The organism is Leuconostoc sp. BM2, from assembly GCF_002095565.1.
In the GTDB taxonomy this organism is placed as follows: domain Bacteria; phylum Bacillota; class Bacilli; order Lactobacillales; family Lactobacillaceae; genus Leuconostoc; species Leuconostoc falkenbergense.
In genome coordinates this window covers 24255-46205 of sequence record NZ_MOWQ01000008.1, presented here as the reverse complement: position 1 = coordinate 46205, position 21951 = coordinate 24255, and the positions used below count along the sequence as shown (strand labels likewise).

Genomic DNA, 21951 nt, shown 5'->3' with positions numbered 1-21951 from the left:
GCGATAATTTGCCAAAAATTGATAATGGGATCACAACCAAATAATTGTTGATTAAACCTCTTCTGTATCAAAATCAGGAATAGTCGGGTTATGGGCAATCGCTACCAATTCCAAAAACTTCTGCGGATCTAACGCTGCGGTGCCGACGAGTACCCCATCAATATCGTCTTGGAGCATAATCTCTCGGGCATTTGCAGGCGTAACAGAACCACCATATAAAATTCTAACTTGTTCCGCAATGACTGGTGAATAAAGTTTGGCTAACGTTTGTCTGATTAAGTGAGCAGCTTTTTGTGCTTGGTCTGCACTTGCTGCTTCTCCCGAGCCAATCGCCCAAGTTGGTTCGTAAGCCAATGTGACATTGCGAATTTGATCAACTGAAACGCCTGCCAAGGCAGCTGCGACTTGTGCCACAGATGGTTCAGCATCCATGAATTGCGCATAAGTACTCATATCTTCATCAACATCAATAATGGGGCGTAACCCGTTACGTAAGGCAGCAGTTACTTTTAGGTTGACAGTTGAATCAGTTTCATTAAAAAACTTTCGGCGTTCAAAATGACCAATCAGCACATATTTGGCACCAATGTCCTTAAGTGCTTTAGGGGAAGTTTCTCCTGTATAGGCACCACAATCTTCCCAATGAACATTTTCCGCTACTACATGAATTGGTGACTTTTCTGTGGCACGAACCATGTCTGCCAAAAATAAATCTTGTGCCGCAATACCAGTTTCGACGACTTTTTGGTCAGGTACTTTGTCATTAACCTCATTCAAAAACGCCATCACATCTGCATGCAATTTGTTAATTTTCCAGTTAGCAACCACGAATGGCACACGTGCCGCTTTATGTTGACTCATTTTTCGTCTCCTTTGAGCATCATGAAAATAAATGCCGCTTCAATTAACAGTAACCAAATAATATCCCGTGAGGATTCACCAACGACTGACAGTAGAATATAACTCAAAAATAGAGCTGATAGTCCGCCACCTGTTTTAACTAATGTCCGATAGTATTTACTGGTCGTTAATAACTCTGACAGACGTATATTTTCAGCTTTCAGTTCAGTGACATCAAGTTTCAACGCCTCTATTTGATCTAGTAAATCATCGTTTTCGTTTTGTAAAATTTCAGTTTGCGCTTTAACTTCAGGATTATCTTCTTCGGCTTTTTTACGATTAAAAAATTTCATATCATTTCTCCATTACCTCCATTTTATCAAACTTCGAGGTGTCGCGTCAGTAGAATTCTATTGACGTGTCAGCATTAAATGGGTATAATTATAGAGTTGCCAATTATAATATGCAGCTGTGGCGGAATTGGCAGACGCGCAGGATTAAGGATCCTGTGCCCGTTTTAGGGCGTGCGGGTTCGACTCCCGCCAGCTGCACTACGAACGTTCACATTAGTGAGCGTTTTTTTGTGGGCACTATAATTAATCAAAGAAAAAAAGCCCCTATGGTATGAGGCTTTTTAGATTGCCCCTGCTGGATTCGAACCAGCGCATGTCGGTACCAAAAACCGATGCCTTACCGCTTGGCGAAGGGGCAATAGTTAATTTATTTTGCCGTTAACTATTAAATCGGCAATGGGAGCGGTAGGATTCGAACCTACGAACCCGAAGGAACGGAGTTACAGTCCGTCGCGTTTAGCCAGACTTCGCTACACTCCCATATCTCAAACAACTCTACTATCATATCAAATATCGTTGTTCTTGACAACCCCTTTTAGCCACGTATCAAATCAAAATTGCCCCATGGTTGAATTAGTGGTAATAAATTCAAGTCATCTTCATGAATGTGGCCAACCACATTGATGCGACCATCGTTGGGTAAATCACGCAACGCAATTTGCAGTTCGCCTTTATATTGACCAAATTCATTATTGTCAATTAATAAGTCACCACGTTTAATCGCGTTGGTGTGTTTAGCTGGAAAATCTTCGTCTTTATAGATAACACGTGTCATGGAAGACCGCAAAACATAGTCAGATTTGTCACCACGATACATTTGTTCTTGATTAAAGAGCACCGCTTGTTCTGCTTGACTCAAGTCATTTGCCGTCACAACGCGTAGTCGTGGACGTCCGAGTTTAAAAGCATCACCAGCCGCCTTTAAATCGGCTTCCGACGCAAATGCATTGCCTATGATAACGTCATCAATTAAACCGCCCAACCGCAATTCTTGAATCTGTGTTGCAATTGGTAAATTACGATGATCTTCAAGTGAAACGAGACCATCAGATACTGGCCAAGGGCCAAAAGTGCCACTGGGTGCATTTACGAATGCGGCTGTCCGTAAGTGATGATTACGATATTGTGTTGACGTGTTAGCAAAATAGTCACGTCCCAATCCCGTAAATCGCTGTGGGTAAAAATTATGTGACCCAATCAGGTTATCACGATTTGGCACATAATCAACGATTTGATCAATATAGTGTGTTCCTCGAGACATATTGACCTCGATTTTGAGACCATAGGGATTTTGCGTCATTGCCGCTTCTTCTTGCCCTGTGAAACCTAAATCAAGCCGTATGCCCCAAGCGCCCAAGTCAGCAAAGAATTTCAAATTATTGTAATCAACGCCTAATTGGTCAAAAAGGGCTGGATTTATGTCAAGGATTGTTTTCATCCCCAAGTCATTACCAACAGCAATTATTTTTTTAAAGTCAGCAATAACTGCATCTGCATCACCTTTTATTTCTAATAACGATGTAAAAATTCTTGTGAAACCATACTGCGCAGCTTGCTTTAAATAGGCTGCATTATCTTCAAAACTTGCTTGTGATGGATAAATTGATAGTCCTAATTCTGGCATTTATTCGCTCCTTTTCCATTAATAACATTATAACGTAACCGCTTACATTTTGTTGATGTTTTTTATTAGGAGAAAACAAAAAGCGTCTAATACAAGGATTAGACGCTTTGAAATCACCAGGGCGATTATCTGTGACCTTAAATAACTGTTGAATCAGCATTTTGAGTTACTGGCTTATTTTGATTGACAGTACCTTTACGCAAAACCAACATATAAATGATCGTGCCTGTCAGAATAACGATCCATAGTAAAGGTATAAAGACTGTATTAAAATTGATATTTGAAGCAGCTATAATGCTTAAAATCATGGCTGCGTCTCCCCATACATATAGTTCAAGGTTTTCTGAAAATGGTGCTTTTTTAATTTTCTTAATAGTTGGAATAATTGCTAAAGCTTCAATAATGGCCAAATCAATAAGTTACCAACTTAAAGGGATTACGTTTAAAATAGATAGTGTCGTTGGTACTACTATGAAGAAAGCCATAGTGCCAAGAAACTTAACTGAGACAGGCTGTTGCTTGATAAACTTGATGCCTTTTAAGCCAAAGAAAGAGCAAAATATTGTGGTCACAACTGTTGAAGTTGCAGCCCAACCTCCGTGGCTACTTAAAATAATGATAGCCTCAATAAATGAAATAGTGGCCCAGATAAAGCAGGTTGGTGAACTAGGCTGAAACGTTCCTTTTTTCAGAGCAATTAATGCAGGAACATTTCTATAAATGATTGCCCCCATTGCGATGACACCTAAAATTGAATGCACAATATGTAAATTCCTTTCAAATATAAGTAACAAATAGCAACTTTCCGAAAATTATTATATCACCTCAATTTGCCAATTAAATCGAATTCACAATTTGTTCGATTACTATTCACAAACTTAAAGTTGAATTCATTTCCTTACTTTTCAATTTAACCGCTTAATAATCGAAATTTTCCACATTATTGGTCGCCCATAACCCTTCGGTAATCCACTGAATTATTTTATAAAAAAAGAAACATTGCCACTTATTGCATTGATTAAAAACGCAGTAAAAAAAGTGTTGAACGAATTTTGCTCAACACTTTTAATCACGCTATAAATCAAAAACGCTTATATATTAAGAGTCTATATAACCAATAAAATATTAACGCTTTGAGAACTGTGATGCCTTACGGGCTTTCTTCAAACCTGGCTTCTTACGTTCCTTCATACGTGAGTCACGAGTCAACAAACCTGCTGCCTTCAATGCTGCACGGAAATCAGGATCTACTGTCAACAAAGCACGGGCGATACCGTGACGAGTTGCACCAGCTTGACCAGAATAACCACCACCAACAACGTTAACTAATACATCGTAGTTACCCAATGTTTCAGTAGCGTTGAATGGTTGCAAAACAACTTCACGCAAGTTAGCGAAAGGAATGTATTCTTCGATTGCCTTGCCGTTCATTGTAATTTGGCCATTACCTGGAACCAAACGTACACGAGCAACTGAATTCTTACGACGACCTGTGCCGGCATATTGTACTGCTGTAGCCATAATTCAGATTCTCCTTTCTTAAACCAACTTGTTGATGTCAAGTGCTTCAGGCTGTTGTGCTGCATGATCATGTTCTGATCCTGCATACACGTGCAAGTTCAAGCCTTGCTTACGACCCAAAGTGTTCTTTGGCAACATACCCTTGATTGATAATTCAAGCAACTTCTCAGGGTTGAATTCACGGTAGTTACCGGCTGTGCGAGCCTTCAAGCCACCTGGGTGGTTTGAGTGGTGGTAATAAATCTTATCAGTAGCTTTCTTACCAGTCAACTTAACTTCGCTTGCATTGATGATGATGACATTGTCACCCATGTCAACGTTTGGTGTAAACGTTGGCTTGTTCTTACCACGCAAAATTGAAGCTACTACTGTTGACAAACGTCCCAAAACGACGTCTTTGGCATCAATAATATACCACTTCTTTTCGATTTCACCTGGTTTTGCTAAAAATGTTGTACGCATGTTTGCGCTCCTTTGATTAGTTGTTTACAGGCTTGGCCGTTCCTTGCCAAGCAATTACAATAAGTTTCCGGGGCTTATCGTGAGGTAAACAATACCGTCTACAATCTTACCTAAAAAACCGTGCAATGTCAATGGTTTTAATCAAAATTAACTATTTCCGTACCAGCGTATGAAGCAAGACGAGCTGAGTGAATTTCTAATACTAAAATCACTTCATTTTCAACATCTGGATGTGCGTGAAGATAGGGCTTATTATTTGCAAAAAGGGTTTTAATGTCAGCCCATTTTTTATCCGAACGGCGCATTGTAGCGTGATTAGATTCAATTCGGGCACCATTTTGATTTAGTGGCGTTATGACTGAAACGTTCTCATTGGCCGCCAAATCAATCATCTTCTCAGTATTTGGTTTGGAATTAAAATACCACATATTTGGTTGATCAGGGTCAGCCGCAAACCCCATAATACGTATACTTGGTTGATTTTGTTTGCTAGTGGCAACAAATGCTAATCCTCGTGATGCTTGAATATACTCCTCAAAAAGTGTCATAAATTGTTTCCTCCAAATAATAGTTCATCCCAATTTTGTTTCACAACAAAATAAGTACCTCGAACATCCCCAGCTAATTTAGAACGTTGATGCGCAAATTTAAATTTACCAACTAAAGCATCTGGTATCGCCGCCCCTTCGACCAGAACAATTCCCACTGCTCGCTTAGGCTTTTTACCATCTTGACCGCGCTTTTCATACAGTAAATTTAGCACCATACCATTTTGATAATAAAATTCGGGCCAGAAAACATTCGCATCCTCATACAGTGCCACTGCAATAATGGGTGAATCAAATACCAATTGCCGTTCCTCTAGTAATATTTGATTGAAATGCGAGATTTCTCGTGGCTTTTCGTCAGGAGAAAATGAGACATATTGTGAGTGATATTTTCGCGAAAAATACTTCGCCTTGCTCGCACGAAAACCTGCTAGTGAAGCTGATAACGATGAATCCGTTAGCCCACTGTCACTGACGGTTTTAAAATCAATCACATCACCCATTTTTCATTTACCTCTTTAGTCATTATAAGAAATTTCATCCAAATATAAACCGCTGGCCGGTGCTGTAAAACGTGCTTGTTCCCGATCTTTAACCGCAATTAACCTTTGAATATCATGAACCGGTCGTCGTCCAGTGCCAATTTCTAGCAAAACGCCAACCATAATTCGAATCTGATTATATAAGAAAGCATTACCCTCAAAAACCAAAACCAGTTCATGCTCTTCAGCTTTTTCAGTTAATTCAACGCGTGTAATTCGGCGCACGGTGGTAGCCGTCTCGTTACCAGAAGCGGCAAAACTGGCAAAATCATGTTCACCCAGGAAATCAGGTAACGCCAATTTCATGCGATCGACATCTAAATGCCAATGAAAATGTCCAGTATAATGCCGTTTGAACGGATCTGTGTAATCTAACGTTGAAATCCGATAAATATAACGCTTGGCATGCGTATTAAATCGTGCATGAAAATCATCAGACACGCGTGTCACAGATTTAACCAGAATATCGCGAGGCAACAAGGTATTCAACCCCTTGCGAAAGTTATCCGATGCAATATCATATGGAAAATCAAAATGCACGACTTGTCCAAATGCGTGTACGCCCGTGTCTGTTCGTGATGCGCCAACCACTTTAATGGGTGGTTGCGGTTTTTTAGCCATTTGGTTAACCACTTTGTTAAGTTCACCTTGCACGGTACGAGCTGACTCAACGCCGTTTTTTGTTTGAAGTTGAAATCCAAAAAAATCTGTGCCATCGTAGGCAACAATTGCTTTATAACGTGGCATACTGTATTTTTACCTCTATCTGTTTCAAAAATAATCTGCTAAAACAGGTCGTTGACTGAAATCAATGACCTGATCTAATCTGCGGGCTGATTTTATATCGCCATGCAATTCACCAGTTTGTAACAGCATTTCAGCACGACGCGCATGCAACAGAACTTTTGTCCATGCTTGAACCGTACCACTCAATTGGGCGGTTGCGGTTGATTTCTCACCATTGATTTGCCAACGACCGGCGTTTTGTTCAAAATCATCAGTAACATCAATGACCATTTCAACTGGTAAGGCAAGTATCTTTAATAACGCAGCTATATTGACAATGCGTACCATCATACCTGCCTGTTGTTGTATCTTTACTGCCATTGGTTCTGCAGATAAATCACGCCAATCACGAGTTTGCCCGTCCGTTAGTTGAAATTGCTTGAATGTGCCTGCTCGACTACTAATAAAACGCCACAATGCCAGTTCAGCATCATGAGTAAGCGTCACTAATTCCTGTATGATTAGCTTATCACCTTCAAAACGATACATCACGTAGCCATTTTCAGTTGTAGCAATTTTCAAATCAGAGAGGCGTACTGTGTAGCGAAACCGCCACCACCAATCATCTCGCGCTAAAGCACCAAATTGAAAATCTGGGTGCTGCCCGATGATTGCTTTCATTGTGGGTAACGCTTCATCAAATGATACTCGCTTAACCGGTGTTGTTTTGGCCCCTGCTGGGACCGTATAAGCGTCCCAAGTATACTGTTTTTGGTCAAATAGCCATTCATAGCCAAATTGACGATAAAATCGATACGAAAACGGCGCTAAATAGGACAATATAGCGCCATTTTCATAAGCATCTAACTGAATTTGTGTCATAATGCGACGAATTGCCCCATTGCCACGCACTTCAGGATATGACGCAACATTCCCAATGCCAACCATTTTAACAGTTGCTGCATTGAGCTTAACATGCAACGGCAACGCGAACACTTGACTAGTGATAGTGTCATCATTAATATCACCATAAACCGTCGCGTTCTTAACAAGCTCACGACGATACGTTGTCTTAGTCCCCAATGGATAGCCAAAAGCATCCGCGTCCAGAGCAAGAATTTGTTCAAAGTTCGATGGTGTGATGGCAACTGTTGTAATCATATCAAACCCCGCTTATCTTGATACCAATGAAAATTAAAACGAAAATCAGCGTACCGATAAATGCTACAACATCCTGTCTGCCATACAACAAAACACGATACTTTGTTCGTGATGCTGCGTCCTTAAAACCACGAATTTCCATTGCATTGGCAAGGTCAAGGGCCCGTTGTAAGGCACCTACAAATAAAGGAATCAGGAGTGGTACAATAGCACGAGCACGTTTGATTGGCCCACCAGTTGAAAAACTCATGCCTCGAGATTTTTGTGCATTCATAATTTTTTGTGTTTCATCCATTAAAAGTGGTACAAAGCGTAATGCAATTGACAACATCAACGCTAACTCCGCCACTGGCACATGGATTTTATTAAGTGGTGCCAACAATGATTCTAATGCGTTAGCAATGCTAGTTGGTGGTGTACTTAAGGTCATAATAGTTGACATCAAAATAATCAATGTAAACCGAATCATAACGTAAATAGCATTTAAAATACCCGGCCATGTCACTTGAAGGGGTCCAACATGGAACACAACAGGCGTTCCCGGCGTCAAAAACAATTGCAAAACGACAGTAAACAAAATCAGCCAAAAAATGGGTTTTAATCCATCCCAATAGAGCTTGAAAGGCTGTTGCGTTAATCGTATTGCTAAAATTACAAAAGCTGCTGATAACGCATAGGTAGCCCATGATGATGCAAATAACATCACAAAAATGAACACAAAAGTTACAATCATTTTTGTTCGTGGATCTAATCGGTGTACCCAAGAAGATCCCGGCACAAAACGACCAATCATAATATTATTCATGCTTGTGTTCCTCATTTAACATGGTTGCCAATTCAGTTAAAGTTAATGGTCGCCGACTGAGTGAGACACCGTTAGCTCGTAATTGCTCGGCAAATTGGCCGGCACGTGGCAAGTCCAAATTCACACTTTTAAACCAGTCAATGTCGCGATTAAATACATCAGCCGGGGTTCCTTGCACCGCAACATGACCGTCCTGCATAACAATCACTTGATCAGCAACTGATACAACATGATCCATTTGATGCGAAATGAAAACAACTAATTTCCCTGACTGTCTTAGATTGGCCACCAATTCAAGTAGTTCAGCTTGTCCTTTGGGATCCAAGCCAGCGGCTGGTTCGTCCATGACAACAATATCTGGATTACTAGCCAAAGCACCAGCCATTGCAACACGGCGCATTTGACCACCCGATAATTCAAAGGGCGAATTTTGCCACAAATTTTCGGCCACATTTACCATTTTTAAAGCTGATTGTGCGGACTGTTTAGCTTCATCAGTTTGATACCCAAAGTTCAATGGTCCATACATCACATCTTCCAAAACGGTGTTTGCAAATAATTGATTTTCGGGAAATTGAAACACCATGCCAACTTTTGCTCGCAATTTAGTTAATTGCTTTTCTTTAGTGGCGTTTGTCACAATTAAATCATCGACAGTGACTTGACCCGTTGTCGGTTTTAACAAACCGTTTAAATGTTGAATCAATGTGGACTTACCAGAACCAGTTTGCCCAATGATAGCAGTCACTTGGTGGTCAGCAATCGTAATATTGATATCGTGCAAAATAGGATTGGCCAGAGTTGTGCCGGCACCATAACTAAAATTTACTTGTTCGAAGGTGATAGCCAATGTATTAATTCTCTCTCATCCAAATATTTTTTTGGTTTAACGGTCAACCGCGCTGTTAGTTCACCCGCAAATGGCAACTCTAATCCATTATCATGCATCGTTTGTGATTTTGAAAATACATCATCTGGGTTACCATCTATAATCAATCGTCCATCATTAATAACGACGATGCGATCCGCCAACGCAGCCTCGTCCATATCATGCGTAATTGTAATCAATGTCAATTCTGAACCAAATTGTGCCTTTAAATTTTGAAGTGTCTTCATGATGGAAGCGCGTCCTTCTGGGTCCAACATAGCAGTCGCTTCATCAAGAATAATAATCTTTGGCCCTAACGCTAAAACACTTGCCAAAGCCACACGTTGCTTTTGCCCACCTGATAAAGTATGTGGTTCACGTTCTTTGAAATTTTCCATGCCAACAGTATGAAGAGCTTCATCAATTCTCTGTGGCATTTCATTACTTGGCAACTCAATATTCTCCAAACCAAATGCGACGTCATCAGCAACTGTTGCCCCAACGAATTGATTATCTGGATTTTGAAATACCATTCCAATTTGGGCACGAATATCGTTGATACTATCCACCGTGAGGCGTTTACCAAAGACATCAATATCACCACCGTTGGCAACTATTAAGCCAACAATTAATTTTGCCAAGGTTGATTTGCCTGAACCATTATGACCGACCAGCGCCACCCATTCGCCGGCTTCAATTGATAAATTGAAACCATCAAAAAGTTCGTGATCATCATATTGATAAGTTAAATTGTTAATTGTAATTGCTTGAGTCATTATTCTATATTTTACCACATTTTCCTACCAAAAATAGTTTACGCCCTGGCCTGTATTTAAACAATGTAATTCACAAAGAAATTATCTCATAAACCTAGTAAATTAAGCTAAACTAGTCTATACTAAAAAGAGTAAAATACTAATAAATTAGAAATTTCACAAAGGGAGTATTTCATGACAGAAAAAAATATTGTCATCGTTGGTGCCGGATTTGGTGGTGTATTTGCAGCTAAAACACTATCTAAGAAGTTGAAAGGGCACAAGGATTACAACATTATCCTCATTGATAAACATTCATATTTTACTTATATGACTGAATTGCATGAGGTGGCATCACAACGTGTTAAACCCAAGCACGTACAAGAAGACTTAGAACATCTTTTCTATCAAAATAAGAATGTTAAGTTGCTCACAGCTGAAGTAAACGGTATCGATAAAAATGCAAAAACTGTTTCAACGACTGAGGGTGATATTCCTTATGAAAAGTTAGTATTAGCTGTTGGTGGTCAATCCAATGATTTCGGTACTCCCGGTGTCAAGGAACATGGTTTTGAATTATGGTCAATGGAAGAATCTTTGGCAATTCGTTCGCACATTGAACACACAATTGGTCAAGGCGCTGCCGAACTTGATCCCGCTAAGCGCGAACAAATGCTAACTATCGCCGTTGTCGGTTCTGGTTTCACTGGCGCCGAATTAATGGGTGAGTTTATTGAACAACGCAAAGTATTAGCACAAACTTATAAATTATCCGAAAGTGAAATTAAGTTAGTCTTACTTGAAGCTTCACCATCAATTTTGAACATGCTTAAGGATCGTAAATTAGCGGACAAAGCCTTTAAGTACATGGAAAATAATGGTGTTGACATTCGCTTAGGTGCCCGTGTCACTGGTGTGACTGAAGATGGTGTCGTATTTGCTGATAGCTCAACTTTGCCAACAAAATCACTGATTTGGACTGCTGGTGTTAAGGCAAAATCATTCATCTCTGATTGGGGCTTCAAGTATGGCCGCGGTGGTCGTATTGAAGCAGATGATTACATGCATGCAACTAAAGATGATGATACACCCGAAAAAGACATCTACGTTGCCGGTGACACATTATCATACGTAGATGACAAAACTGGTCCTGTACCACAAACAGTTGAGGGTGCTGAAAGTGCTGCACGCGCTGCTGCTGCTAACATTCTTGCAGACTTAGGTTTTGGTAAATCAAAAAGTTTTGCTGAAGCTGTTAAATATCATGGCTTCGCTGTTTCAATCGGTTCACACTATACCGTTGCAAGTCTCATGGGATTGAATTTCTCAGGATTTTTTGCAAGTATTGCCAAACATGGCATCAATTTATTCTTCTACTCGCAGATTCGCTCCGCTTATTCTATTTTCCACTATTTGATGGATGAATTCTTCCGAACAGAAAATGGTCGTAATCCTTTCAAGGGCAGCATATCAAGACTAGGAAACGTACTCTGGTCAACACCACTCCGCTTGTTCCTTGGTGTTTTCTGGATTCTGGCAGCATTGGGCAATATTGGTAGCCTCAATGACCTATTCTGGCAACACGGATTTGCTAGCTTCGTAGAAATTATTACTGGTGCTGGTCTTTTCCTTGGTTTGCTAACTTGGCCATTGGGACTTCTATCAATTGTTCTAACAATTGTTGCTTGGTCTACAAACGGATTTGACATGACACACTGGTTTATTATTTTGAGTAGTTTAGCAGTTATGAACGGTTCTGGTCGTGGATTTGGTCTTGATTTCTACGTTGTACCATTCTTACAAAAGATTTTTGGTGGTCTTTGGTACGGAAAAGCCAAATCAACATATAATGAACTTGAAAATAAGTTATAATAATAAAGTGCGAGAATCCACGTTCTCGCACTTTGTACATATTAATGAAAAGAGATTTCCATGGCAACGCCATCCCTTCCAACTATATGGGATTCTTTCCCAGAACTTAACGAACCATTACAAGCAGTATTAACCAAAATGTCAAACAGCTGGCAAATTGGTTTTTCAGAAATTGACAATGCCATTCGTTCACAATTAAACGCCGGCAAACTTGTACGACCGGCTTTGACGCTCTTATTTTCTGAATTAACTGCACAACCTTACAACAAGAAAGCTATCGCTCTTGGTGCGAGTGTTGAATTGTTACATCTCGCAACGTTAATTCATGATGATATTATTGACGAATCGAAACTTCGACGTGGTTTTGAAAGTATCCAATCACAATTTGGTAAAGACACCGCTGTTTATGCAGGTGATTATTTGTTGACGGGCATGTTTTCACTTTTGAGTGAAGCCGATGATACTGGCGCAGACAAACTTGCCTTAAGCGCACTTCAAGATATTTTGCTAGGGGAACTCACACAAAAACAGAATCGTTATCATACTGATGTTACATTCCCAAGCTATATTTCACAAATCAGTGGTAAAACTGCAGCACTATTTAAGTTAAGCGTCATGTTCGGTATCAGTAGTGATCGTATAGAAGATCCCAAACTCAAACAAATCGTTCCTCAGATTGGTGAAACGCTTGGTATTGTCTTTCAACTATTAGATGATTACCTTGACTTTGAGGCATTATCAAAGAATTTAGCACTAGGCAAACCAATTGGGCAAGATATTAGGAATGGTATTTATACGGCACCCATTTTATTCGCTCTAGAAGAAGTCACAATCCATGACGAACTAATCAGCCTTCTTGAACTTCGAGATGAGATTTCTGATGATCAACTTAATCGTGTGCATACCATTGTAGATGAAAGTTCAGCAATGACCCGTCTTAATTCACTGTTAGTTAAGTATAACGATGAACTAAATCTATTGATAGATCAGTTACCGCAACAAAATATTAAGACCCAGATCGAACAATTAAGTAATATCTTGTTAAATCGTCAATATTGATGAGTACAAAAAACACTCGAAGTATCAAAATACTTCGAGTGTTTTTTGTTACAATTGATTAATCAACGAGCTCCAAGATGACCAATTGAGCGGCGTCGCCACGACGTTGGACAGTCTTGAGAATCCGTGTATAACCACCATTACGTTCGGCAAAGCGAGGGGCAACATCATCAAAAAGCTTTTGCAAAGCTGATTGAACTTTAACATTGTCACCATCTTCGATAACATCTGCAACTTCGTTGCGGACAAAGGCAGCGGCTTGACGACGAGCATTCAAGTCACCACGCTTACCTAATGTAATCATCTTATCAGTTGTCTTACGTACTTCTTTGGCGCGAGCTTCTGTTGTCGTAATACGACCATTAATCAAAAGATCAGTAGTCAAGTCACGTAACATTGCCTTACGTTGTGAAGACGTACGACCCAGTTTACGATATGGCATTGGTGAATCCTCCTTTTTAGTAGTTTAAAGACATGTGTTAATCTTCCTTGCGGAATCCCAAGTTCATTTCTGTGAGCTTTTCTTGGATTTCGTCAAGTGATTTCCGACCGAGATTACGCACTTTCATCATGTCGGCTTCAGTGCGATCTGTCAACTCCACGATGGTGTTGATACCGGCCCGTTTGAGACAATTATAAGAACGAACAGACAAATCCAAATCTTCAATTGGTGCGGAATCAGATGCACTAACTGCAACTGGCTCTGCCTCAACCATAACGCTGGCTTCTGCAGCTACTGGTGAGATGTCCATAAACAAGTTCAAATGCTCTGCTAAGATTTTAGCACCTAAGCTGAGCGCATCACTAGGTTTGATGGAACCATTTGTCCAAATATCAAATGTGAGCTTATCATAATCGTCACGTGCACCAACACGCGTATTTTCTACTTGATAGTTAACACGTTCAATTGGTGTATAAATTGAATCAACCGCCAAAACACCGATAGGCATTTCATCGCGCAATTTTTTGTTCTCATCGGCTGATGTATATCCACGACCTTTAACTGCCGTGACTGTCATATGCAATGACTTACCTGCTGCCACAGTAGCGATATGCAAATCTGGATTAAGCACTTCAACATCTGCGCCACCCTGCAAATCTGCAGCTGTCACATCTGCTGGCCCTTGAACATCAATTTCAAGAGATCGCTCATCATCAGAATCAATCGCCAACACAACTTTCTTAAGATTTAAGATAATTTGTGTGACATCTTCAACTACGCCGTCCACAGTTGAAAACTCGTGAACTACGCCGTCAATCTGTACCGTGTTAACGGCTGCGCCTGGAAGCGAGGATAATAAGATACGACGCAAAGAGTTACCTAATGTCGTTCCATATCCTCGTTCAAGAGGCTCTATGACAAACTTGCCATAGCGGGCATCCTCTTCGATGTTATGAATATTTGGCTTTTCAAATTCAATCATCTGTAAATTCTTACCCCTTCTTTCACAGCAAGAGCAATGAAATTCAATTAAACACGACGACGCTTTGGTGGGCGTGATCCGTTGTGGGGAACTGGTGTCACATCTTTAATAGATGTTACTTCCAAGCCCGCTGCTGCCAAAGCACGGATTGCTGATTCACGACCAGAACCTGGGCCTTTAACAGTTACTGCAACTGTGCGCATGTTCATTTCCATGGCACCTTTTGCTGCAGCTTCTGCTGCCATTTGTGCAGCGAACGGTGTCGACTTACGACTTCCTTTGAAGCCAAGTGCACCAGCAGATGACCAAGCAACTGCGTTACCTTGAACATCTGTAATCATGACGATGGTGTTGTTGAATGTTGAATGGATGTGAGCCACACCAGATTCAATATTCTTCTTTACACGACGCTTACGCGTTGTACGACCTGCCATTTGTTTGCCTCCTTTTCAATACTTTATATATAATTTCTCGGGTTAACAAATATATTAACCAACATTACGCAACTATGGTTGCGATAATCATGTGCCGTATCGATGAGGATACAACCAGAAAAAGTGAATTACTTTTTCTTACCAGCAATTGCTTTAGCTGGGCCTTTACGTGTACGAGCGTTGTTTTTCGTGTTTTGTCCACGAACTGGCAAGCCCTTACGATGACGAATGCCACGGTACGAAGCGATTTCTTGCAACGATTTGATATCAAGTGATACCTTACGACGCAAGTCACCTTCAAGTTGCAAGTTCAACTTGTCAACTGTTGCACGGATAGCGTCTTCTTGGTCTGATGTCAAATCGCGAACGCGAACGTCTTCAGACACACCAGCTTCAGCCAAAACCTTTTGTGCAGTAGTATTACCGATTCCGTAGATGTATGTTAAGCCAATGACAATTCGCTTGTCACGTGGCAAATCAATACCTGCAATACGAGCCATAACAATTTACCTCCTTTAGTATTTTGAAAACGACAATTATGTCCTTATTCAATCAATAATTAATGCGTGGTAATTACTTACCAGCGCGTTGCTTATGCTTTGGGTTAGCAGAGCAGATGATCATTGTGCGACCATTGCGCTTGATAACGCGGCAAGCATCACACATCTTTTTAACTGATGGGCGTACTTTCATAATCTATTCCTCCTATTCGGTTAACTGATTATTCCAAATCTTTCCTTATCGGAAACGATAAGTAATACGACCCTTAGTTAAGTCGTATGGTGACATTTCAACAGTGACGCGATCACCCGGCAATATTCTGATAAAATTCTTACGAATTTTTCCAGAAACATGTGCCAAAATCACAGCACCATTTTCGAGTTCTACTTGGAACATCGCATTTGGTAAAGTTTCTTTCACTTTACCTTCAATTTCAATGACATCATTGGCCACGCACTCAACCTCCTGTGCTTATCATGTTCTACATTGTTGATAAGTGCTTAACCTATCAAATTATACCAGAAATAATGGTATTTCTCAATGACATTTTAGATAATTAATCCAAATTATCTAAAACTTCCTTAACATCACGATACACGTCAGCAAGTTGGCGACCGCCATCGATGGTGTGCAAAACACCAGCACGTTGGTAATAATCTACCAAAGGCAAGTTAGCCGCTTTATTAACGGCTAAGCGGTTATCAATTACCTCGGGCGTATCATCTGCGCGTCCGCGTCCCAAAAGACGTTGACGCAATAATGAGTCGGAAACTTCAAAGTATAATGTTGCAGAAACAGACTTATTGTTATTAGACAGATAGCTATCCAAAAATTCAGCCTGTGCTTCATTACGAGGATATCCGTCAAGCATAAAGCCGGCTTCAACATCACTTTGATTTAAACGGTCAGCAACCATAGCGTTAGTAATTTCATCGGGAACTAAGTCACCAGCATCCATGAACTCACGAGCTTTTTGACCTAATTCTGTGTTGTTGGCCAAATTAGCACGGAAAATATCTCCAGTACTAATGTGAACCACAGGATAGTCCTTCACGATGAAGTCTGCCTGTGTACCTTTTCCGGCACCAGGTAATCCCAATAAAATCAAATTCTTAGCCATTGATTGCCTCCCGAGCTGCTAATTGATCTTTTGTAATAAAGCCAACATAATTTTTTTTCTGCATTAAACCATCGATTTGACGAATTAAGTCCAAGGCAACACCTATTGAAATCAACAGGCTTGTGCCACCTAAACCGATTTTTTCGTTCAATCCCCACACATCCGATGCGATCAATGGTACTAATGCAACAACACCTAAGAAAATTGAGCCGACAAAGCTCAGATTTAATAGGAGTTTTGAGACAAAAGCTTTCGTTTGATCACCAGGACGCACACCAACAATGTAAGCCCCTTGTTTCTGTAAGTTTTCAGCTAACTTTTCAGGGTTAACTTGAACAAATGCGTAAAAATAAGTGAAAATAACAATTAATACAGTGTAAAGTATCGCCCCTGGTAATGTTGTCATGCTAAATATTTGTTGCATAACTTGATACCATTGAGCAGAAGCATATTTATCCTGAAAGGCCAACAACACTGTTTGCGGCGTGCTAATAAATGATGAGGCAAAGATGACAGGAATAACACCTGAAACATTGACTTTCAAAGGTAAATACGCTTCACTACCATACGAAGTAGCCGAACGTGTGTACTGCATTTGCAAACGGCGGGTTCCTTCATATGACCAAGTTGTAAACGCAACAACCAAAATCATTGCTACTAACAACACAATCATGAACACCCAACCATTTAACAGCTCACCATTACCAGCTTGTAAAATATTTTCTTTGAAAATTTCATACAAACCTTCTGGTGCTTGTGCGATAATACCTGCAAAAATAATCATAGAAACACCGTTTCCAAGACCTTTTTCAGTGATCATCTCACCCAGCCACATCGCAAAAAACGTTCCAATTGTCATGACCGAACCGATCACAATAAAAGACATCACGTTATTTGTTTGACTAACTAATCCATAAGAAGACAGTGAATTAAATCCTGCTGTAATACCTACGGATTGAACAAAAGCAAGCACAAGTGTCAACCAACGTGTGGCGTTGTTCAACTTTCGCCGACCAACTTCACCTTGCTTACTCCATTCGACAAAGCGAGGCACGATATCTAATTGCAAAAGTTGCACAACAATTTGTGCCGTCACGTATGGTGAAACACCCATAGCAAACAATGAGTAATTCATCAAGCCGCCACCAGAAAAGATGTTCAAAATGTTCATCAATCCTGAGTTGGCCATATCAGACATAGCAGCAGGGTTAACCCCTGGCACAGTGATGTGTGTTCCAATTCTGTATACAAACAAAATCAAAAATGTCCATCCCAGCTTTTTGCGTATGTCTTTTTCACGTACTGCATTAAATAACGTGCTAAGCATTAAAGTACCTCAGTTGACCCACCGGCTTGTTCAATAGCAGCAACAGCTGCTGCTGAAAACTTATGTGCCTTCACAGTCAACTTCTTTTCAAGTTGACCTACAGCCAAAATCTTAATACCTGACTTTTGATTTTTAACAATACCGTTTTCAATCAAAAGCGCTGGTGTAATTTCTGTGCCATCATCAAAGCTGTTTAACTTATCTAAGTTAACAACTGCAAATTCCTTACGTGAAATGTTAGTAAATCCACGTTTTGGAATACGACGGTACAAAGGCATTTGACCACCTTCAAAACCCAAACGCACTTTTCCACGAGCCTTTTGACCCTTTTGACCACGTCCGGATGTCTTACCGTTTCCAGATGATGTACCACGACCAACACGGTTACGCACGTGACGTGAACCAGCAGCTGGTTGTAATTCGTTCAAATTCATCTTTCGGTACCTCCTATTTTAATGTGTAATTACTTAACTTCTTCAACGTTAACTAAGTGAGCAATATGGAAAATTGCACCACGTGTAGCTTCGTTATCAGGCTTCACCACTGAACTAGATACGCGGCCAAGTCCAAGAGACTTAACAATCGCGCGTTGCTTAGGTAAGCGATGAACCGCACTCTTAATCAAAGTGATTTTCAAATCTGCCATTTTATCGCTCCTTATTCAGCTAAGTGTTCCAAAGAAACACCACGCAACTTAGCAACTTCTTCGGCATCTTTCAAGCTTGTTAGCGCATCGAAAGTTGCACGAATAACGTTAACTGGTGTTGATGAACCAAGTGACTTAGCAGTCACATCAGCAATACCTGCAAGTTCCATAACAGAACGTGCGGCACCACCGGCAGCAACACCAGATCCTTCTTCGGCTGGCTTGACCAAAATCTTACCACCGCCCCATTCGCCAAGGACTTCATGAGGAATAGTTGTAGCAACTGTTGGCACAGTGATCAACATACGCTTAGCATCTTCAATAGCCTTGCGGATAGCTTCAGGAACTTCTTGTGCTTTACCAGTACCAAAACCAACGTGTCCTTGCTTGTCACCAACGACAACCAACGCTGCAAAACGCAAGCGACGACCACCCTTAACAACCTTTGTGACACGGTTAATAGCAACCACGTTCTCTTCTAATTCACCAAGTGACTTAGGATTAACGAATTCAACCATTTTAATATTCCTCCTTCCTTAGAACTTCAAACCGTTTTCACGGGCTGATTCTGCTAGTGCTTGAACACGTCCATGATAAACGTAACCACCACGATCAAAGACAACTTCTTCAACCTTTGCGGCTTTACCACGTGCGGCGATCAATTCACCAACTTTAACTGCTTGTTCAGTCTTTGATCCCGTTACTTCGGCATCATGACTTGAGGCACTTGCTAGCGTTACACCCGCTACGTCATCAATTAATTGAGCGTAGATGTTTGCATTAGAACGGAAAACGTTCAAACGTGGGCGAGCAGCAGTACCAGAGATTTTTCCACGTACACGCTTGTGGCGCTTTACGCGAAGCTTATTCTTATCTGGTTTTGAAATCATAGCTGTGCTTTCCTTTTCTTATGGCTTATGCCATTTTAAAATATTTTTTTAACAGAACTTGTACTACTAGCAGTAAATACTTACTTACCAGTCTTACCTTCCTTACGACGAACAACTTCACCTTCGTAACGAATACCTTTACCTTTATAAGGTTCTGGTGAACGAACGGCACGAATTTCAGCTGCTAAATCGCCGACTTTTTGTTTTGAAATACCTGAAATTTTAATTGTCAAAGCATCTGGTACTTCAACAGTTAACGCTTCACGATCTTCAAAGACAACTGGGTGAGAATAACCAACACTCAAAGTCAACTTTGAACCTGACTTTGCGGCACGGTAACCAACACCAACAAGCTTCAATGTTTTTGTGAAACCTTCAGATACACCTTCGACCATGTTTGCAACGTTGGCACGTGTAGTACCATGCAAAGCTTTAGTCTTGTTGTCGTCACTTTCACGTGTGAAAGAAACTTCAGTTCCTTCAACATTCATCGTGATTGCTGAAACGATTTCACGTGACAATTCACCCTTAGGCCCTTTAACTGTGACAACTGCACCTTCTTGAGATACAGTCACATCAGCAGGCAATGTGATTGTTTTATTTCCAATACGGCTCATGGTAAGTCTCCTTTCTTAGATATATTACCAAACGTAGGCGAGCACTTCGCCACCAACTTGCTTTGAACGAGCTTCTTTGTCAGTAATCACACCGGCAGAAGTTGAGATAATAGCAATTCCCAAACCATTCAAAACTTTTGGCAAGTCTTCAGCCTTGGCATACTTACGCAAACCAGGCTTTGAGATACGCTTAATACCAGTAATCACACGATTACGGTCTTCTCCGTACTTGAGAAATACACGGATAACACCTTGCTTGTTATCATCAATATACTCCACATCGCGGATGAAACCTTCTGATTTCAAGATTTCAGCGATACTCTTTTTAATTTTTGATGCTGGAATTTCCACAACTTCGTGATGCGCCAAATTGGCGTTACGAATGCGTGTCAATAAATCAGCAATTGGATCAGTCATAGACATCTATCGATATCCTCCTTTAAATTTTGAACGTAATCATGCAAAATGACACGCTCTTAACTATTATAGACTATTTTAGTCGATAACAGTTAAAAACGCGTCACTCATTTAGAGTAACAACATTTTTATTCACTAATTACTTAGTAAATGGCATTCCCAATTGTGTTAACAACTCACGACCTTCTTCGTCGTTTTGAGCAGTTGTAACAATAACAATGTCCAATCCGCGAACACGGTTAACCTTGTCAAAATCGATTTCTGGGAAAATCAATTGTTCACGAATGCCCAAAGTGTAGTTACCACGGCCATCAAAAGCCTTTGATGATACACCACGGAAATCACGAACACGAGGCAATGAAATGTTGATCAACTTGTCTAAGAAGTCATACATACGTTCACCACGTAGTGTTACCTTAGTTCCGATTGACATACCTTCACGCAAACGGAAACCAGCGATTGACTTCTTTGCCTTTGTGATAACTGGTTGTTGACCAGCAATCAACTTCAATTCTTCAACCGCTTCATCCAAGTTCTTTGAGTTTGAAACTGCATCACCAACACCCATGTTCAAGACGATCTTGTCAATCTTTGGGGCTTGCATTGATGATTTGAAGTTAAACTTTTCGATCAAAGCAGGTTGAACTTCATTAACATATTTTTCTTTTAAAGCGTTAGCCATGAAAATGATTTCACCTTTCGATATTAGCCTAGTACGTTACCAGACTTTTTAGATACGCGAACTTTCTTGCCATCTTCCACTTTGAATCCAACGCGCGTTGGTTCGTTAGTTGAAGGGTCAAGCAATTGCACGTTAGAAACATGGATAGGTGCTTCGATATCGATAACACCACCTTGTGGATATTCGTTAGAAGGCTTTTGATGCTTCTTAACGATGTTCACGCCTTCGACAACGACGCGATCTTTTCCAGCAACAGTCTTAGTGATTGTGCCTTCTTTTCCCTTGTCTTTGCCGGCAATGACGCGAACCTTATCACCTGTTTTTACAAACATGATTTGGCTCCTCCTTGTCAGTATTAGAGCACTTCTGGTGCCAATGAAACAATACGCATGTAGTCGTTGTCACGTAATTCACGTGCAACTGGACCAAAAATACGCGTACCAACTGGTGATTTGTCGTCCTTCACGATAACAGCGGCATTTTCATCAAAATTAATGTATGAGCCATCTGCACGACGAACGTCAGATACAGTACGAACGATAACAGCCTTAACGACGTCACCCTTCTTTACGTTACCACCAGGGATAGCTTGCTTAACTGTTGCAACGATCATGTCGCCAACACCTGCAAACTTACGGCCTGAACCACCGAGCACTTTAATCGTCAAGATTTCACGTGCGCCAGAGTTATCAGCCACTTTTAAACGACTCTCTTGTTGAATCATGGTTCTTCCTCCTTGTTAGCAATTAATTACGAC

General features: G+C 40.6%; 33 protein-coding genes and 3 tRNA genes. 3 read left to right on the top strand and 33 right to left on the bottom strand.

The annotated features are described in order from the left end of the window. Positions 1-51: 51 nt before the first annotated feature. A complete protein-coding gene (tpiA, locus tag BMG01_RS04265) occupies positions 52-861 on the bottom strand; it encodes a triose-phosphate isomerase (protein ID WP_004912876.1) in 810 nt (269 codons plus the stop codon). Next, positions 858-1193 carry a bZIP transcription factor gene (locus tag BMG01_RS04260; protein ID WP_004912877.1) on the bottom strand — a complete coding sequence of 112 codons (336 nt, stop codon included), beginning with the start codon at positions 1191-1193 and terminating at the stop codon, positions 858-860. The genes tpiA and BMG01_RS04260 overlap by 4 nt, the downstream gene beginning before the upstream one ends. A 112-nt stretch (positions 1194-1305) precedes the next feature. Here BMG01_RS04260 and BMG01_RS04255 point away from each other — a divergent pair. Further along, positions 1306-1391, top strand: a tRNA-Leu gene (locus BMG01_RS04255). Between the two features lie 88 nt (positions 1392-1479). Here BMG01_RS04255 and BMG01_RS04250 read toward each other — a convergent pair. The 14 genes from BMG01_RS04250 to BMG01_RS04190 all read right to left on the bottom strand — a co-directional run bounded on the left by BMG01_RS04250 (position 1480) and on the right by BMG01_RS04190 (position 10226). Further along, positions 1480-1551, bottom strand: a tRNA-Gln gene (locus BMG01_RS04250). A 39-nt stretch (positions 1552-1590) separates the two neighbouring features. Next, positions 1591-1673, bottom strand: a tRNA-Tyr gene (locus BMG01_RS04245). A 55-nt stretch (positions 1674-1728) separates the two neighbouring features. Next, complete coding sequence (locus tag BMG01_RS04240) at positions 1729-2817, bottom strand: DUF871 domain-containing protein (RefSeq protein WP_004912881.1); 1089 nt, start codon at positions 2815-2817, stop codon at positions 1729-1731. Positions 2818-2954: 137 nt separating this feature from the next. Next, positions 2955-3227, bottom strand: coding sequence for a hypothetical protein (locus BMG01_RS11415; protein ID WP_004912883.1), 273 nt, complete (start codon positions 3225-3227; stop codon positions 2955-2957). Between the two features lie 9 nt (positions 3228-3236). Further along, positions 3237-3578 (bottom strand): hypothetical protein, encoded by a 342-nt coding sequence (locus BMG01_RS11410; RefSeq protein ID WP_233127266.1) that lies wholly within the window; start codon positions 3576-3578, stop codon positions 3237-3239. 364 nt (positions 3579-3942) lie between these two features. Continuing rightward, positions 3943-4338: a 30S ribosomal protein S9 gene (rpsI, locus tag BMG01_RS04230; RefSeq protein WP_004912888.1), complete on the bottom strand. Its 396-nt coding sequence runs from the start codon at positions 4336-4338 to the stop codon at positions 3943-3945. 18 nt (positions 4339-4356) lie between these two features. Further along, positions 4357-4800: a 50S ribosomal protein L13 gene (gene rplM / locus BMG01_RS04225; RefSeq protein ID WP_004912891.1), complete on the bottom strand. Its 444-nt coding sequence runs from the start codon at positions 4798-4800 to the stop codon at positions 4357-4359. Positions 4801-4937: 137 nt separating this feature from the next. Next, a complete protein-coding gene (locus tag BMG01_RS04220; RefSeq protein WP_004912894.1) occupies positions 4938-5348 on the bottom strand; it encodes a pyridoxamine 5'-phosphate oxidase family protein in 411 nt (136 codons plus the stop codon). Then, complete coding sequence (locus BMG01_RS04215; RefSeq protein ID WP_004912898.1) at positions 5345-5851, bottom strand: hypothetical protein; 507 nt, start codon at positions 5849-5851, stop codon at positions 5345-5347. The genes BMG01_RS04220 and BMG01_RS04215 overlap by 4 nt, the downstream gene beginning before the upstream one ends. 15 nt (positions 5852-5866) lie before the next feature. Beyond that, positions 5867-6637, bottom strand: a complete 771-nt coding sequence (truA, locus tag BMG01_RS04210) for a tRNA pseudouridine(38-40) synthase TruA (RefSeq protein ID WP_004912902.1) — start codon at positions 6635-6637, stop codon at positions 5867-5869. 24 nt (positions 6638-6661) lie between these two features. Continuing rightward, positions 6662-7777: an enhanced intracellular survival protein Eis gene (gene eis, locus BMG01_RS04205; RefSeq protein WP_004912904.1), complete on the bottom strand. Its 1116-nt coding sequence runs from the start codon at positions 7775-7777 to the stop codon at positions 6662-6664. Between the two features lies 1 nt (position 7778). Beyond that, a complete protein-coding gene (locus BMG01_RS04200; protein ID WP_004912908.1) occupies positions 7779-8582 on the bottom strand; it encodes an energy-coupling factor transporter transmembrane protein EcfT in 804 nt (267 codons plus the stop codon). Next, positions 8575-9432 carry an energy-coupling factor transporter ATPase gene (locus BMG01_RS04195; RefSeq protein WP_004912911.1) on the bottom strand — a complete coding sequence of 286 codons (858 nt, stop codon included), beginning with the start codon at positions 9430-9432 and terminating at the stop codon, positions 8575-8577. The genes BMG01_RS04200 and BMG01_RS04195 overlap by 8 nt, the downstream gene beginning before the upstream one ends. Beyond that, entirely contained in the window at positions 9408-10226 is an 819-nt protein-coding gene (locus tag BMG01_RS04190; protein ID WP_004912914.1) for an energy-coupling factor transporter ATPase, read from the bottom strand. The genes BMG01_RS04195 and BMG01_RS04190 overlap by 25 nt, the downstream gene beginning before the upstream one ends. 174 nt (positions 10227-10400) lie before the next feature. On the opposite strand from BMG01_RS04190, the gene BMG01_RS04185 reads away from it, so the two are divergent. Together BMG01_RS04185 and BMG01_RS04180 are read left to right on the top strand one after the other, a co-directional pair. After that, entirely contained in the window at positions 10401-12077 is a 1677-nt protein-coding gene (locus tag BMG01_RS04185) for an FAD-dependent oxidoreductase (protein WP_004912917.1), read from the top strand. Positions 12078-12137: 60 nt separating this feature from the next. Next, positions 12138-13136, top strand: coding sequence for a polyprenyl synthetase family protein (locus BMG01_RS04180; protein ID WP_004912920.1), 999 nt, complete (start codon positions 12138-12140; stop codon positions 13134-13136). Between the two features lie 58 nt (positions 13137-13194). Here the strand turns inward: BMG01_RS04180 and rplQ are convergent, their stop codons facing one another. The 17 genes from rplQ to rplN form a co-directional block, all read right to left on the bottom strand. Beyond that, positions 13195-13578: a 50S ribosomal protein L17 gene (gene rplQ, locus BMG01_RS04175; protein WP_004911223.1), complete on the bottom strand. Its 384-nt coding sequence runs from the start codon at positions 13576-13578 to the stop codon at positions 13195-13197. A gap of 37 nt (positions 13579-13615) precedes the next feature. After that, positions 13616-14560: a DNA-directed RNA polymerase subunit alpha gene (locus BMG01_RS04170; protein ID WP_004911224.1), complete on the bottom strand. Its 945-nt coding sequence runs from the start codon at positions 14558-14560 to the stop codon at positions 13616-13618. A 47-nt stretch (positions 14561-14607) separates the two neighbouring features. Further along, positions 14608-14994 (bottom strand): 30S ribosomal protein S11, encoded by a 387-nt coding sequence (gene rpsK, locus BMG01_RS04165; protein ID WP_004911226.1) that lies wholly within the window; start codon positions 14992-14994, stop codon positions 14608-14610. 128 nt (positions 14995-15122) lie between these two features. Beyond that, the gene (gene rpsM, locus BMG01_RS04160; protein ID WP_002816010.1) at positions 15123-15494 is read right to left on the bottom strand and encodes a 30S ribosomal protein S13; all 372 of its coding nucleotides are present in this window, start codon (positions 15492-15494) and stop codon (positions 15123-15125) included. 73 nt (positions 15495-15567) lie between these two features. Then, positions 15568-15687 carry a 50S ribosomal protein L36 gene (gene rpmJ / locus BMG01_RS04155; RefSeq protein ID WP_002816013.1) on the bottom strand — a complete coding sequence of 40 codons (120 nt, stop codon included), beginning with the start codon at positions 15685-15687 and terminating at the stop codon, positions 15568-15570. Between the two features lie 45 nt (positions 15688-15732). Continuing rightward, complete coding sequence (infA, locus tag BMG01_RS04150) at positions 15733-15948, bottom strand: translation initiation factor IF-1 (RefSeq protein ID WP_002816015.1); 216 nt, start codon at positions 15946-15948, stop codon at positions 15733-15735. 103 nt (positions 15949-16051) lie between these two features. Beyond that, positions 16052-16615 carry an adenylate kinase gene (locus BMG01_RS04145; RefSeq protein WP_004911229.1) on the bottom strand — a complete coding sequence of 188 codons (564 nt, stop codon included), beginning with the start codon at positions 16613-16615 and terminating at the stop codon, positions 16052-16054. Next, a complete protein-coding gene (gene secY, locus BMG01_RS04140; RefSeq protein WP_004911232.1) occupies positions 16608-17942 on the bottom strand; it encodes a preprotein translocase subunit SecY in 1335 nt (444 codons plus the stop codon). Before secY ends, BMG01_RS04145 begins: the two co-directional genes overlap by 8 nt. Next, entirely contained in the window at positions 17942-18376 is a 435-nt protein-coding gene (gene rplO / locus BMG01_RS04135) for a 50S ribosomal protein L15 (protein ID WP_004911235.1), read from the bottom strand. The genes secY and rplO overlap by 1 nt, the downstream gene beginning before the upstream one ends. Positions 18377-18405: 29 nt before the next feature. Beyond that, on the bottom strand, positions 18406-18588 hold the full coding sequence (rpmD, locus tag BMG01_RS04130; protein ID WP_004911238.1) for a 50S ribosomal protein L30: 183 nt from the start codon (positions 18586-18588) through the stop codon (positions 18406-18408). Between the two features lie 11 nt (positions 18589-18599). Continuing rightward, complete coding sequence (gene rpsE, locus BMG01_RS04125; protein WP_036067781.1) at positions 18600-19106, bottom strand: 30S ribosomal protein S5; 507 nt, start codon at positions 19104-19106, stop codon at positions 18600-18602. An 18-nt stretch (positions 19107-19124) separates the two neighbouring features. Continuing rightward, positions 19125-19478 carry a 50S ribosomal protein L18 gene (rplR, locus tag BMG01_RS04120; protein ID WP_004911242.1) on the bottom strand — a complete coding sequence of 118 codons (354 nt, stop codon included), beginning with the start codon at positions 19476-19478 and terminating at the stop codon, positions 19125-19127. An 80-nt stretch (positions 19479-19558) separates the two neighbouring features. Continuing rightward, positions 19559-20095 carry a 50S ribosomal protein L6 gene (gene rplF, locus BMG01_RS04115; RefSeq protein WP_004911247.1) on the bottom strand — a complete coding sequence of 179 codons (537 nt, stop codon included), beginning with the start codon at positions 20093-20095 and terminating at the stop codon, positions 19559-19561. Between the two features lie 24 nt (positions 20096-20119). Further along, positions 20120-20518, bottom strand: a complete 399-nt coding sequence (gene rpsH, locus BMG01_RS04110) for a 30S ribosomal protein S8 (protein ID WP_004911251.1) — start codon at positions 20516-20518, stop codon at positions 20120-20122. A 133-nt stretch (positions 20519-20651) separates the two neighbouring features. Beyond that, complete coding sequence (gene rplE / locus BMG01_RS04105) at positions 20652-21194, bottom strand: 50S ribosomal protein L5 (protein ID WP_004911253.1); 543 nt, start codon at positions 21192-21194, stop codon at positions 20652-20654. 23 nt (positions 21195-21217) lie between these two features. After that, the gene (rplX, locus tag BMG01_RS04100; RefSeq protein ID WP_002816025.1) at positions 21218-21526 is read right to left on the bottom strand and encodes a 50S ribosomal protein L24; all 309 of its coding nucleotides are present in this window, start codon (positions 21524-21526) and stop codon (positions 21218-21220) included. Positions 21527-21549: 23 nt separating this feature from the next. Beyond that, positions 21550-21918, bottom strand: coding sequence for a 50S ribosomal protein L14 (gene rplN / locus BMG01_RS04095; protein ID WP_004911257.1), 369 nt, complete (start codon positions 21916-21918; stop codon positions 21550-21552). Positions 21919-21951 lie beyond the last annotated feature (33 nt).